Genomic DNA, 15,159 nt, shown 5'->3' on the forward strand with positions numbered 1-15,159 from the left:
TGAGGGATTGAATTTTCTACTGTGCTCTTAACTTCAGTACTATATTTTATACATTCTAATGTATGAGGAAATTTGTTTAGGTCATTAACTACGACTTTTTGAACATTCACGAATAATAATTACAACGGAGGGTTTACCGATGAAATATTTAAAAGAAGAGAGAAAACAGATTGTTGAATATGGAAAGAAATTAATCGATTCTGGGCTAACCGTTGGCACCGGTGGAAATATTAGTATTTTTGATAAAGAGTCAGGGCTTATGGGAATTACACCAAGCGGGATTGAATATCATAATTTAACTGAGGAAGATGTCATCATTATGGATTTATATGGTAATGTGGTTGAGGGGGAGCTAAGACCATCCAGTGAACATCAAATGCATTCCATTGTCTATAAAAATAGATATGATGCAGTTGCTATGATTCATACGCATGCTTTGTATTCCACAACGATTTCTTGCTTGAATGTTGATTTACCGGCTATTGATTATCTTGTTGCTCATAGTGGAGGAAAAAATATCCGTTGTGCTAATTACGCAACATATGGCACAAACGAATTAGCTGAGAATGCGCTGGAAGCAATGAAAGATAGAAAAGCAGTATTATTAGCCAATCATGGAATCAATGTAGTCGGCAGTTCTCTTGCAGAAGCTTATGCAATTACAGAGCAGTTGGAATTTTGTGCCCGCTTGTACTGGCAAGCAAAAGCAATCGGGAATCCAGTCATCTTATCAGATGAAGAAATGACGATGATGGTGGAACGCTTTAAGGATTATGGACAACCGCAAACAAACGAATAGAAAATTAGTTACTTTCATGGCTAAAGGCCTGACTTCTTTCTCATTTTAACAGATCTTGAAAATAAATTTTCGTATGAGCTCTAGTTTTTGAACTAGGGCTTTTATTTTGTTCCTTATTTTTTCCATCATCTATTTTTCTTCAACTTGAATTCTCCCTAACTATGGACTAGTAAATTCATGAAGGGATGGATAATCTTTTTTGGAAGTAGCTTTGGCTTACCTATGCGCTTGGCTGTGGCAGACTCCACTCTCTTTCTATGAATACAGCATGGGCTCGAATATAAAGGAAGGCCGACTTAAAGTGGGCTTCTTGCTCAGGCGTCGGCATTCCCCTGTTTTAGAGGCATGTTTCCTTTATCCATATTTAGTGCCGCAATACTTCCAATGCAAGAGTTATAAAGAATACAAAAGACGTCTAAATGGGGGATATTGTTATCCAAATGTCCAATTCGTTTAAAGGTCTTTAGGACAACCCATGTAGTACTAATATTCAAGGAGAAAAAAACTCCTCGAATAAAGGTTCACTATATCCCGGAAGTTCTTCGATATATATAAATCGCTAATCGATCGCTCTTGTTTATCTACTATTTTTGTGCAACCTGACAAGGAAGGCAAAAATTATGCAAGCAGCTCTCAATAGATACGTTGTTTTTTCCGGTTTTTTTACTCTCCTTCGACAAAGGCAAAGTCAGCGGGGGTATGTTCTCCTTGAAATATTTGTTTAAATTCATTAGGCGTGTAGTTGGTTTCTTTTTTAAAAATACGGCTAAAATAGGTGAGATCCGGATAACCAACTTCCTCGGCAACTTCGGTGATGGTTAATTCAGATGTCCGCAATAGTTTTTTTGCTTGTTCTATTCGGTAATGACGTAAGTAACTACTAAACGTCATACCAACCGTTTCTTTAAAAAAACGGCTAACATAGCTTTTATTTAAATGCATGAAGCGTGCCAATGTTTCTAAATTAATTTCCTCATTAAAATATTCATGAACATACTGCATCATCTGATTGGCGCTTTCTTTGACTGTATCTGTAATTGATTTTCGCTCGTAATGAAGTAAAGAAACCTGATTTAATGCTAAAATGGCACGATGAATTGCCGACTTACACTCTTCTTCATCTAATGGCTTAACGATATAGTCAATGGCAGCACAGCGTATTGCAGTTTGAATATGTTTAAAATTCGCCTCTTTGTCAAGCAGGATTACTTTAATATTCGGATGTTGTTTTACAATATTTGTTTTATATTGAAATATTTCATCGCTTGATCCACTAATATCAAGGATTAACATATCAAGCTGATTATCTAATGAACGTTTGTATGCTTCTTCAGCCGATAAAGCGTCCTCAAGAAAAGTAACATTAAAAAAATGCTCAGCAAATATTTGTTTTAAAAAAGCACGATCTGTTTCTACAGGACTGGCTATTAAAACACGACACATGGATAAACACCTCATTTTAAAGTAAACTCATGTTTAATACTAATTCTAGTTATATTTAAGTAGCTCTATAATTAAATCTAACGTTCGTTTTGGATGACATTCTGTAAATATCCTAGTAGTAACTTCCTCTTCCTAAAAAGTCAGGCACCATTCAAAAGGTTAAGTTAGGGGACACAACGTTCAATAAAAGCTCGCTTGGTTTTTGCCTATAACCTGTGAAGAGCAGAGATCCTCTACTAATTTTTTACCCTATAGAAAAGTATAAAACTTTTGGCTTTATGGTATAAGAAAAACGATAGCTTTCACCATAAAGACTTGGCGACAAGCCAAGTTATTCTAATCTCCTATTCTAATTATACCATTTTTACATTATATTCCATGCAAATTGATTTTGTTGATCAATCATATTGTGAAATGTTGATCAAGTGTCAAAATAGTCCAAAAACAGCAAAAAATAATCCTAACGGTATTCTATGTAAACGCTTTATCATAGAGGTATAGAAAATTATTGAAAAGGGGATGGCAAACATGGCTATTAATTTAGCAAAAGAAAGCGTCAGAGAATATGAGGTTGAATCACTTATTCATAAAGCCAAGCAGGCTCAACAAATATATGCTAGTTTTACCCAAGAACAAGTAGATGAGATTGTCAAATCTGTTGCGACAGTATTAACCGAAGCAGCAGAAGATTTAGCAATAAAAGCACATACAGAAACAGGATTCGGTAATGTAAAAGATAAAACAACGAAAAATCTATTTGCTAGTCAACAAGTTTATGAAAGTATTAAAGATGAGCCGACGGTAGGGATTATTCATCGTGATGAAGTAAATAAAGTGATAGAAGTTGGAGTGCCAATGGGAGTAATTGCAGCACTTGTACCAGTAACCAATCCGACATCAACCGTTATTTTTAAAGCATTAATTGCATTAAAAACTAGAAATGCAATTGTTTTATCACCTCATCCAAATGCAGTGAATTGTATTGTGGAAGCAGCACGCTTAGTTGAAGAAACAGCGGTAAATGCAGGCGCGCCAAGAGGACTAGTACAAGTGATTGAGACACCAACGTTAGAAGGAACGCAAGCATTAATGAAGCATGAGGATACGGCACTAATTTTAGCTACTGGTGGCGGGCAGATGGTAAAAGCTGCTTATTCTTCGGGCAATCCGGCAATTGGAGTTGGACCTGGTAATGGACCAGCTTTCATTGAGGAATCAGCGGATATAGAAGCTGCTATTGATAAAATTATTACTAGTAAAACGTTTGACAATGGTACTATTTGTGCTTCAGAACAGTCTATTGTGGTGGAGAAAAGCATAAAGGATCAAGTTGTGAATGAACTTAGAAAGCGCCGTGCTTACTTTATGAATAAAGAAGAGTCAGAGCAGGTTGCGAAGTTTATTATGCGAGAAAATGGCACGATGAACCCGCAAATAGTTGGAAAACCGGTAACTGAAGTTGCAAAGCTATGTGGCATTATTGTTCCTGCTGACACCACAGTTTTGATCTCTGAACAGACAACTATCGGTCATGATAATCCATATTCTCGTGAAAAGCTTACACCAATTTTAGCAATGTATACAGTTAATGATTGGGATGAAGGAGTAACAACCTGTAATGCTATTTTAGAAAATGAGGGTGCAGGTCATACGGCTATTCTTCATACTAGTGATGATCAGCTAGTAGAAGATTTTGGATTGCGCACGAAAGCATCACGAATTTTAATAAATACCCCTGGAACATTTGGCGGAATCGGCTACTCAACTAACCTTGCTCCTTCACTAACGTTAGGTTGTGGAGCAATTGGAGGAAGTAGCATTACTGATAATGTAAGTGTACGTCAATTAATGAACATTAATCGCATTGCTTATGATAAAGAATAACAAACATTAGGTTTCTCTATTTGGAGGCTAGAACCGATTCATTATTATGCAATACGTGTTTTAAAACTTTTACTGTCCTGTATCTAAATCGTGTTATATTATCCATGGTTTAATAAAATCAACAAACTTTGTCTCTTTCTAATAGTAAACAAAAAGGATCTTTACGTCGAAGTGTAGAACCGTTTCTTTCAGAAGTTCGTAAAATAATAAGCAAGTTTTTCAAATAAAGGAAATAAGTCGACATATGAGCTGATGTTGACTGCTTTCCAAAAGAAGGACAGTTTATTTATCCCGCATCTAAGGTGCCGTAAGACTCCCACTTCAAGAGCCTTGAGTTGATACAAAAGGGTCTAAGTGGGAGAAAACGGCATCTAAATACCCGATTCGTTCAAGCTAACATTCAGTAGGAGATGGAAGAAAACTCCTACTGAATGAAGTTTCACTTTATTATCAGCCTGTTGGGCATGAGTTCAATATAGTAAGGACTCATGCCTTTTAGTAAATTAGACGTGTGTATTCTATAGGGAGAAAAATCTTGAACCACGAAAATAGCAGTTTTTAACAATAAGATAGACAAGGATTGGAAGCTAGAATCAGCAACAAGTACAGGTCTTCGAGGAACATGCACTTCGGATAGACTAGTGACTTAGATTAGACTTCCATACAAGTTAAGGTCAATACTGCCAAATGGTACATCAAGTGAATAAAGCAAAGATATGGAGGGGAAGAAAGTGTACTTACTCTGAATCATGCTAGAACACAGTATAACCAGGCATGTGAATGTATCTGAGCTAGAAATCAGCTGAAGCTATAGTACGAGCCACTTCTAGAAAAAGAAGATGCTACGTTAAAGGAAGAATCTAATGAGGCACAGGATTTGGGAATATCGTTATTTTATCACACCAGATGATCTTCCGTTTGTACACGTTTAACCGTGCGCTTCTAGCTTTTGACTACGATAAGAAAGTTATTCAAGGCCGTAAAAAATTTAGCATTTCAGTAAAGGAAACTAGCAAGTCGCCTCCAACCGGGGCTTGGTGCTGGCCAATTTTTTTCTAATGTATATAGGTATTATTTATATACACCAAACGAAAATGTTGTTTGTTTTTGATAAGGTTCATGCGCTTTTAATACGACACTTGGGAACAATGATAATGTAAGGAAAGCCGGATGAGCTTGAGTTTTAAAACAGACACCATATTGTTTTGACTCTCCTTCTACAAGCTTCCATCCTTTTTCTAAGGAGTTACCTGTACACATAACAACCCTAGGCTGATTAGTTTTAATAGTCATAACACGTCTGCTTTTCTCCTCTTTTACAATTATTTTTTCCAGACTATTTTTAATTAAAAATAAAATAATGATCAAAACCAGATCCTACGATTCTGTTCTTATTTGAATCGGGAAGCTATACCTTTATGTGTTTCTTTCCTTTCCTAAAGTCAAATGTAGTTCCTTCAACGCTAAGCAGTTTTCCAGTGGGCATTAGGTTTCATTGAGTTTCCCAAATCGGTTACTTTTAATAGTAACATGATGGTTTAAAATGGTGTCTTTTAAATTTCCGCTTAAATTGAAATAGGAATGGTTTGTTAAAGCTAAACCAGTAGTTTGATCAGAAGTCGCCTTTAAGGGAAAAGTGTGATTCATTCAATAATAGACCGAAACTTTGTATATCTCCAGTTTGTAACTTATTCAATGCCTTTAAGGTTCGCTCGTCTTCATATACTACGTGTTTAATATCTTTTTATCGGTAATATCCTTACTAAGATGCTTGTGTTTTTCAAAAGTTGCAGGTGATAATTCTTCAAGACTCTCACAATAGGAAGTACAGTTGCAAATATGCAAGCCCATTATATTTAGATCCTCAAGTGTACATTGCTTCTTCGTGTTAATAATAATGCATCTGATGCTGATCAAGTTTCAAAGGTGCATATTCATATATTAACCGATGACTATTAAGGAGGATAGCATGGTCTTTTTTCCCTTATCAATTGAAATTGACCCATGATTCCACTATTTACACCGATATAGTCATTTTCCACTTTTTGTCCATTCTTGATCATATCCATTCTATCGATAGATAAGGTCATATAACCCTTTCCATAAACTCTGGTCAACATTTCCATCGTGGCAGAAGAAAAAAGTCAAGATTTAGCAAATCTGGTCTTCAAGAGAGCAAATTTAGTTACATAGGTGATTTGTGAAATTTCGGTATAATCTCTAGTTATGTATCGTAAAAAGGGGAATATATTCAGTTATAATCGCAGAATTTTAATAGTCGAAATTGCCAAATACTAAATTTTTAGTGCTGTTATTAACAAAACGTTTTGTTTAGTTTGTGTTTAGAGTATATTGTTAAGCTTTTTAACATCATGGTTCTTTTGAACTATTTCAAGGGGGAGTATTTCATGAGAGCGATTCTTGTTGATGATGATCGGCTTACATTGGAGTATTTAGCACAACAAATTTTAAAAATTGGGGGCATTACCATTATAGGGAAATACACAAATCCTACAGAAGCAAAAGAAAAAATCATTCAACAAGACGTAGATGTTGTATTTTTAGATATTCAATTACCAAAAGTCAATGGATTAAGGTTAGCTGAAAAAATACTTAAGCAAAACCCGGAAGTCAATATTGTTTTTGTAACCGGGTATGACAAATATGCAGCGAAGGCATTTGAAATAAACGCTATAGATTATTTAGTAAAGCCAATCTCTATGAACCGACTAAAAGATACAGTACAACGAATAAAAAAATATGGTAATACAATATCAGCAACTAATGAGAAAACGCCTCCACTTTATATTAATGTATTAGGACCCTTTTCAATAGAGAAAGTAAAAGGAAAAGCTGAATTTATTTCTTGGAGAACTAAAAAAGCATTTGAGTTATTTTTATATTTACTTCGTTACAGAGACAAAATGGTGAGAAAATCATTTTTAATTGAACTATTATGGTCAGATATTGAGCTGGAACGGGCAAATGATCTATTGTATACCACTATCTATTATGTACGTAAAACATTAAGACCATTTTATAAAAACATACATATTCAAAATGCATTGGATGGATATGTACTAAGAACAAGAAATGTTATGGTTGATTTTGAAGAATGGAAAAATAACGTTCATTCATTACCTGAATTGACAGAGCAATCGATAGATAAATATTTGGACGTTATGTCTAAATATAAAGGTGCATATTTACAAGGTTTTGATTTTTGGTGGGCAGAAGCAGAGCGTCATAATTGGGAACAAGTTTGGTTATCAAAAGCATTGGAAATTGCAGAATTCTATTATTTTCATAATTATTTTATGGAAGCGAAAAAGTGGTACCGAAAGATATGCGAATTTTTACCTGAAACGGAAGAAGCTCATTTCGCATTAATGAAGATTTATGATGTTGAAGACAGTCCAAGTTTAGTTAAACAACAGTATCAAGCATTAAAATCATTTTTAGAGGAGGAAATAGGAGTTTCCCCTTGCAATAAGATATTAGAATGGTATAGATCTTGGGAAAACAAGATAGTACTTCATAAATGAGCTTATGAGTGGTATGGGTTAAAACAACGGAGATCGACTAAGATGCAATTCCCTTGAAAAATTGCGACATATCAAAGTCACTATTTTTATATCCATTTATATGTCAACACATATCCTATTCATCGAAATTCTAGGCGGGGAGATAAGTTATATACCATAATACGTTCAATTTTAAATTTACGGGACTGTATAAACATCCTCTTAGATAGATAAAGAAGCACTTTTTTCATGGGTTTCAATTGAAGTTTCATGAAGAAAGAAGTGCTTCTTTTATTATCTAAAAACGACACCTCGATTTATAGGATGGATATTTTGAAAGTAGCTTTAGCTCATACGCTAGAGCTACTAACTTCGCTCTCCTTCCTACGATAAGTTAATATTGGCTCCTCACATCACTATTGAACATGACAGATGCCGTAAAGTTCCTGCTTCAAAGAATTAAAGAGAACACGAAGATGTTTAAAGTAGAAAATAACGTCACTTAGTTCAGGCGATGGGACCTTAAGGAAAGCTGCGAAACGACCACACTGCACATAAAAATGCGGGGTTTTCTCTCGAAGGACAAGAGAATGGCACTCATAAAATTGGTTTCTTTTTACAAGATGTTGTGGAATTACCTTTGTTCACTTCCAAGAGAAAACACTCTACGAATAAAGTTTTATGTTGTTAAACAAGTGCTTGTTCTATGTTAGTAATGTTTAGCAGTTGTTTAGTTCAGATGTTTAATATATTAGATGTAATTTATTGTAAGGAAGAGGGGAGGGAGAAAGATTGATGACAAACAAGAGGTGGAAAACAACAGCATTACTTTTAATGATTCTTTTACTAATATTACAAGGGTTTACACCAACAGTGTTTGCAACTGAGTTAGATAACAAACCCAACTTAAATATTCAAACAAATTCGGATGCAACTACCGACAAAGTAGTTGTCCAGGTTCAATTAGAAGGGGATCAATTTGATTTTATTGAAATTAAACTTCCAAAAGGCACTTCTTATAATGAGGAAAAGACAAAGTCTGTACAGCAACAAGGAGTTATTTTGGACTACAATGCAAAAAAGCATGTAATAACGCTAAATTGGCAAGCACATGTCACGGACCAACAAGCTGCATTTGTATTAACGAATTTAAAACAATCCGATAACTCTTTAGCTATTACTGGAAAGACAGACGGGGATGTAGTGTTTGAGAAAGAATATTCATTTCAAGTAAAACAGATATCTGATCGCACAAATCAGCAAAAGGATTCTCCAAAAAACGAATTAGGAAAAGAAGAAAAAGATAAAAAACCTGACAAAAAAATCAAAAAAGAGGTTGCAAAAACAGCAACAATAACTCCATCAGTAAAGAATAAACCAACACCTAAGCCAAAAAAGTCTCAGGGACAGGAACATAACAATTCATTGCCTATTACATCTCCAAAGAACATTGCAAAAGTAAATACAAATTGGCCAAATCCGGGGTCATTAAAATTAACAAAAGAGGCTACTCCAACTGGCAAGTATGGGGAATGGGAGATAGAATTAACTGCTCAAGGAAAAAAATTAAAACAAAAGTCAGATGTTGTGCTAGTGTTTGATCGCTCCAATACGATGGAAGGAAGGAGACTTTATAAAGCAAAACAGGCTGCACAAAAATTTGTTGATCATTTATTAACGGAAGATTCAACAACAAGAATTGCATTAGTTCCGTTTGGCACTTATGCAGATAAACATACAGACTTTACAGACTATAGTGGTAAACGGAAACTAAAACGAGATATTCATTCAATTTATGTAACAGGTGAAGATGATGGAGCCACCAATATCCAAGCAGGACTTCATAAAGCTAAACAACTACTTAATAAAAGCGTTGCAGATTACAAAACAATTGTCTTATTAAGTGATGGAGACCCTACCTTTAGTTTTAGAGCTAAAAAAGCAACGCCATATATGTGGTCAGGGAGTAAGTATAATTTCATTCTTTCAGATTTTGATTATGCTGAGCCGATTGGTACTGGAGGCTCTTATTACTTAGAAGGGGATAGATATAGGGTCAACGGATTCAAAGTAAAGACAAACGGAATTGCGACAATGTCCGAAGCAGCTCATATTATAAATTCTGGTATCGATATTTATTCTATCGGATTAGATGTTGCCAGATACGAAGAAGCTATTTATGTATTAAAAAATAGTCAAAACAGAGGCTATTATGAGGGCAGTGGAGATGAATTAAAACAGATTTTTACTGAAATTGGTACAGGTCTGTTAAATCATGCGGCACATGATGCCATTGTTACAGATCCTCTGGGAGAAATGTTTAATCTTGTAGAAGATGGAAGCTATAACGGGCAACAATTTACGGTAAGTCATGGAAACATAAAATGGAATGATCGTACGGAAACATTTACATGGAATATTGGCAGTATCAAGGAAAACGAATGTTATACATTAAAATACAAGATAAATATGGATTGGGATAAACATCCAAAAGGAAATGAATTATACCCAACGAATGGTGAGACACCATTAAACTATAAAGATCCAAATGGTCATTCACAAACGAAATTATTCCCCATTCCTAAAGTAGGAATTGATAAAGGAAAAATTGTTAAAAAAGGATATCGTGTGAATTTAGACGGTAAGCCTGTGGATAAAAACGGTAATGTCGTTTCTGCTCCATCTCAAGCAGAGCAGTTTTATAAGACGTTTCATAAAGAAAAGAATCAAGAAGAATTGAAATTTTATGAGTCTTATGATGTTTTTGCGGAGGATGTTAAAGATTACACCTTATATGTAGGTAAAAATCCTACAAAGGTTAAGCTGAAACCAGATAAAGCAACAGAAACGGTATGGTTCGGTTATATCAAAACGTCTGATTTGATTGCTGGGAATGTGACAGCTATCTATGTGGATGAAGCTGGAAATGAGATAGCGGAAAGGGAAGTATTTACAGGGAAAGTTGGTGACACCTATATAACCAAGGAAAAGGATATTCCTGGTTATGAATTTGTCAAAGTAGATGAAAAAGGGGCATCAGCAACTGGAGAGTTCAAAAAAGAACCGCAGATTGTTCGTTATATTTACAAGAAAAAATTAGGTACATTAACAGTAATAAAAGTTGGTGAACAAAACAAACCGCTAAAAGGTGCAACATTTGTATTAAAAGATAAAGATGGAAATGTAGTTGAGACTGCTGAAACGGGCGATGATGGAAAAATCACTTTTGAAAACTTAGAGTGGGGTAACTATCAGCTTGAAGAAACAAAAGCCCCGGAAGACTATCGTTTATTAAAGAAGCCAATTGATGTGCAAATTAAAGCAGATCAGTTAAATGTAGAACGTAAAATTAAAAACAGTAAATCTGGCTGGAGCTTGCCAGATACTGGTGGAATAGGTACGATTCTCTTTTATTTATTAGGAGCTATGTTAATGATTGGAGCATGGTTACTTTTCATAAAGAAAAAGCAGTCCAATGCTTCAGCAGACAAATAAATAGTAATGTTCTTTTAAGGTGGTGATGGCCAAACAGGGGGAAAACATAGAATTCTAAGATGTTAAATAAAAAAATTAATGAGAGGAGAAAGAAGATGAACGTGTCAAAGAAAAAAACGTTAAATTTTGCTTTAATCGTTTCTTTAATATTATCCCTACTTCTTCCACAAATAGCTTTTGCTAAGGAAGTAAGGGGGAATGAAAGTAACCCGACATTAACAATTCATAAATTTGAACAGGAAACTGGTACTAAACCGGGAGAAGAAGGAACGGGTTTACCTGGACAAACTGCAAAAGGAAAACCGGTAGATGGAGTCATGTTTACTTTAAAACAAACTCATAAATATGATTCAAATGGTGGAGAAAATGGCGAAGGATCATGGGAACCAATTACTAACGGAAAGACAATCCATAAAGAAACTGTAAAAGGAAAAGTAGTCTTTACAAAAGCAGATGGATTGGAGTTAGGTCGTTATCAAGTTACAGAAACAGATGGACCAGCACATGTCATCTTAAATCCAGAACCATTTTATGTTGATGTTCCAATGACAAGTAAAGATGGTACTACTTTAAACTATGATGTTCATGTGTATCCAAAAAACGAAACGGTTCGCTCAGCTGTAGAGTTAGTGAAAAAGGATGAAGATGGAAACGCATTACCAGGAGCAGTATTTAAATTATTTAATGAAGATGGTACATCAGCGAAGGGGAAAAATGGTGAAATCGGTGAGCTAACTACTGGACAAGATGGAAAAATTAAAGTAGATGGACTAGGTCAAGGAAAGTATTACTTCCAAGAAATTAAAGCACCTGAAGGTTATGCTCTAAATACAACAAAAATCCCATTTGAAGTGAAAAAATCCGGGAAAAATCAACAAGATGTTGTTGTAGAGTGGACTCCAGTGAAGGGATTTGTCAACAAAAAAGGAGAGGTTATCAACTACATTACTCCTAAAATCGATAAGGATGCAGAAGGAAAAAAACATATTTATATGGACCGCGACAAGGAATATAAATATAACCTATCCATTCAAACACCAAAAGATATAAACACATATAAAAGGATTGGTGTAACAGATACACTTGATGAACGTCTAAGTTTTGTCAACGATGGCAGCATTGCTGACGGATGGACAGTTGAAGGAACAGATAAGTCTAATATTATCTTTAAACAAAATGGTCAAACCTTAAGTTGGGAAGTAAAAGACCTAAGTCAATTAAAACCGGGACAAGAGATTAAAATTACCTTTACTGCAAAAATTAAACCAGATGCTGAATTAAAAGATGGAGAAATTGGTATTGATAACACAGCAAAACTCCACTTTGATAATAACAAAGGTTCGTTCACTGTACCGGAAAAACCAGCTAAACCAGAAGAACCATCCGTTGTAACTCCAACTGAAGGTGGATTAAAGGTGATTAAAGTAGACGCTTCTGACAATGCAATGGAATTAGAAGGTGCTGAATTTAAGTTAACGGATATGAAAGGTCATGTCATCGATACAAGCAATTCTGGAAATGTTGTAAAGGTAAATGGAAAGGCTTTTAATGGCAAGCTAGAAAATTTAACAACAGATAAAAAAGGTAAATTCTCTATTACTGGGCTTACACCAGGAAAGTATCAATTACATGAAACAAAAGCACCTACGTATACCGATGATGGAGGTAATAAAAAATCATATCGTTTACTATCCAAACCTGTAGAAGTCAAGGTAGAAAACGACAAAGTTTTAGAATATAAAATCGAGAACTCCAAATCCGCTTGGGAACTACCGACAACAGGCGGAATCGGTACCATTCTATTTACACTTATTGGTCTAACGCTTATGGCAGTAGCAACAGCACTGTACTTTCGTCGTAAAAAGCAAGCTACAGTACAATAAACAGTAAATTACGGTAAGGAGAGAGAATTTTTTCTCTCCTTATTTCCATTATTTACCTCTTGTGCAAGAATCTATGAATTCGGAATAAGACAAGCCAGAAATGGATAGCTATAAACTCAGTCCTAGTTACGATAAAGCTGTAACAAAACTATTTAAAGTCGAACACAATACTGTAAAGGTAAACGATAGAATCGGAATAAGGAACTAGAGCGTTGAAGAGAGAGAACAACAAAAGAACCAGATTGTCGATAGTTGTTGAAACGAATCTTAAGCTTGAAAATGGGTTCATATCCAAACTGTGAATGAGAGGAATCAAAGTAGAACTGTAAGAGAAGTGAAGAACACTACATTTCAAAAGTTTGCTGTACATAAAATTTATTTACGATAGGAAGGGAAAACGATGAAACGAGCAATAGTTAGTATTCTATTTTTAGTTGGATTAGGTATCTTTTCCTATCCTATGATAAGTAATATTTTATCGACAAAAGTACATCAATCCGTTGTCAAAGAATACGAAGAAACGATTGACAAGATGGATAAGCAATCGATCAAAAAGGAAAAGGAAAAAGCAGATAAACATAATGAAAAATTAAGGGATTCTGAGATAGATTTTGTCGATCCTTTTTCAACAGGGGGAGCATCTAAGGAAACCACGGCAGGAAATAAAAGTTATTATGATGCTTTAAATGTCGGACCTGCAATTGGCAGTCTTGAGATTCCCAAAATTGATTTACTTCTTCCTATCTACCATGGAACAAGTGAAGAGGTTTTATCGCGAGGGGTTGGACATTTAGAGAACTCCTCGCTGCCAACTGGAAAACCAGGTACTCACAGTGTATTAACAGCTCATCGAGGCTTACCAAGTGCTGAGTTATTTCGCAATTTAGATGATTTAACGATAGGGGATCAATTTTACATAAACGTATTGAATGAAACGTTTGCGTATGAAGTATTTGATGTAGACATTGTCTTACCCCATCAAACGGAATGGTTAAAAATGAAGAATGATGAAGAAATTGTAACATTACTTACTTGTGAACCATATATGATAAATACACATCGCATGCTAGTAAAGGGCAAGCGTGTACCTTACGATCCATCCAAAGTAGAATCAGCAGAAGCAAATGATAATTTATGGATTGTAATTGGTTTAGGTATTTTCTTTCTACTATTGGTCATCTGGGGTATGAAACGGCGAAAACGGAGGAAGCAGGTGGAGGTAAGATGAAAGGGAAAAAAGCAATTACCTTGTTGTTTGTGATTGGTTTAGCTATTCTTGTATATCCTCATGTCGCTAAGCTGATTAACAGTTACCTACAAAAGCAACAGGTGGATGAATTCCAAGATAGTTTAGAGAATAAGACTGATCAAGAAATAGATGAATTGATGAAGCGAGCTTCCGCATGTAATGAAAAGATTTATTATAATCGCTCTGGAATTCGTGACCCGTTTGCCGATAATGAAAAAAAACTGCATGCATTGAAAGAATGCTTAGGACTTGATGATGATGAGGTGTTTGCCGCGATTGAAATTCCAAAGTTGGGGGAAATTATCCCTATTTTTTTAGGAGCTTCTGAGAAAACTTTAGCAAAAGGAATCGGACAAATAGAAGGGTCTTCTCTTCCTGTTGGTGGAAAGAGTAACCATACGGTATTAGCCGGTCACCGTGGTATGGGCACGAAGGCAATGTTTCGTCATGTTGATGAGTTAAAGGAAGGTGATCTTTTTTATATACATACGATGACGGGAACACTCACTTATCGTGTATTTGGTCAGAAAGTAATCAACCCACAAGAAACAGAAGCATTGGAAATTCAAGAAAATCGGGATTTGGCCACATTATTTACATGTCATCCTTACCCTACTGATTATCAACGACTATTGATACAAGCTGAGCGAGCAGATGAGGAGAAGGTAGTTAAGGGAAAATAAAGCTTGGCTGAAAAACTGCTATGCTATCAATATAGTAATGAGGAAACGAAATGTTATAAAATACGATGGAATTGAAAAATCAAAACTTGACAAGGATAAATATGGTACATACAGTAAAAATAAGCTCATGACAGAAATGCACGACCGTCATGAGCAGGATGTTATATTCTAAACTCTTAGCTCTGCTGCATTTCACATG

Annotated in this window: 8 protein-coding genes and 1 pseudogene; 7 read left to right on the forward strand and 2 right to left on the reverse strand. The window is 35.2% G+C overall.

Going from position 1 to position 15,159, the window contains the following annotated elements:
• The first annotated feature begins 139 nt into the window (after positions 1–139).
• Positions 140–799, forward strand: coding sequence for an L-fuculose-phosphate aldolase (locus BN1066_RS11800; RefSeq protein WP_077319693.1), 660 nt, complete (start codon positions 140–142; stop codon positions 797–799).
• A gap of 663 nt (positions 800–1,462) precedes the next feature.
• Here the strand turns inward: BN1066_RS11800 and BN1066_RS11810 are convergent.
• Positions 1,463–2,242, reverse strand: coding sequence for a helix-turn-helix domain-containing protein (locus BN1066_RS11810; protein WP_179104370.1), 780 nt, complete (start codon positions 2,240–2,242; stop codon positions 1,463–1,465).
• A 528-nt stretch (positions 2,243–2,770) separates the two neighbouring features.
• On the opposite strand from BN1066_RS11810, the gene BN1066_RS11815 reads away from it, so the two are divergent.
• A complete protein-coding gene (locus tag BN1066_RS11815; protein ID WP_077319696.1) occupies positions 2,771–4,126 on the forward strand; it encodes an acetaldehyde dehydrogenase (acetylating) in 1,356 nt (451 codons plus the stop codon).
• A gap of 1,071 nt (positions 4,127–5,197) precedes the next feature.
• Here the strand turns inward: BN1066_RS11815 and BN1066_RS20815 are convergent.
• Positions 5,198–5,773 (reverse strand): annotated as a pseudogene (locus BN1066_RS20815) (aldose epimerase family protein).
• A 761-nt stretch (positions 5,774–6,534) separates the two neighbouring features.
• Here BN1066_RS20815 and BN1066_RS11830 point away from each other — a divergent pair.
• The 5 genes from BN1066_RS11830 to BN1066_RS11850 all read left to right on the forward strand — a co-directional run bounded on the left by BN1066_RS11830 (position 6,535) and on the right by BN1066_RS11850 (position 14,960).
• Complete coding sequence (locus BN1066_RS11830) at positions 6,535–7,671, forward strand: response regulator (protein WP_179104371.1); 1,137 nt, start codon at positions 6,535–6,537, stop codon at positions 7,669–7,671.
• A 774-nt stretch (positions 7,672–8,445) separates the two neighbouring features.
• Positions 8,446–11,145, forward strand: coding sequence for an adhesive domain-containing protein (locus tag BN1066_RS11835; RefSeq protein WP_077319700.1), 2,700 nt, complete (start codon positions 8,446–8,448; stop codon positions 11,143–11,145).
• A 95-nt stretch (positions 11,146–11,240) separates the two neighbouring features.
• Positions 11,241–13,028: a SpaH/EbpB family LPXTG-anchored major pilin gene (locus BN1066_RS11840; protein ID WP_179104372.1), complete on the forward strand. Its 1,788-nt coding sequence runs from the start codon at positions 11,241–11,243 to the stop codon at positions 13,026–13,028.
• A 400-nt stretch (positions 13,029–13,428) separates the two neighbouring features.
• Positions 13,429–14,256, forward strand: a complete 828-nt coding sequence (locus BN1066_RS11845; RefSeq protein WP_077319702.1) for a class C sortase — start codon at positions 13,429–13,431, stop codon at positions 14,254–14,256.
• Positions 14,253–14,960: a class C sortase gene (locus BN1066_RS11850; RefSeq protein WP_179104373.1), complete on the forward strand. Its 708-nt coding sequence runs from the start codon at positions 14,253–14,255 to the stop codon at positions 14,958–14,960. The genes BN1066_RS11845 and BN1066_RS11850 overlap by 4 nt, the downstream gene beginning before the upstream one ends.
• Positions 14,961–15,159 lie beyond the last annotated feature (199 nt).

Origin of the sequence: Virgibacillus proomii (assembly GCF_900162615.1) — a bacterium.
In the GTDB taxonomy this organism is placed as follows: Bacteria; Bacillota; Bacilli; order Bacillales; family Amphibacillaceae; genus Virgibacillus; species Virgibacillus proomii.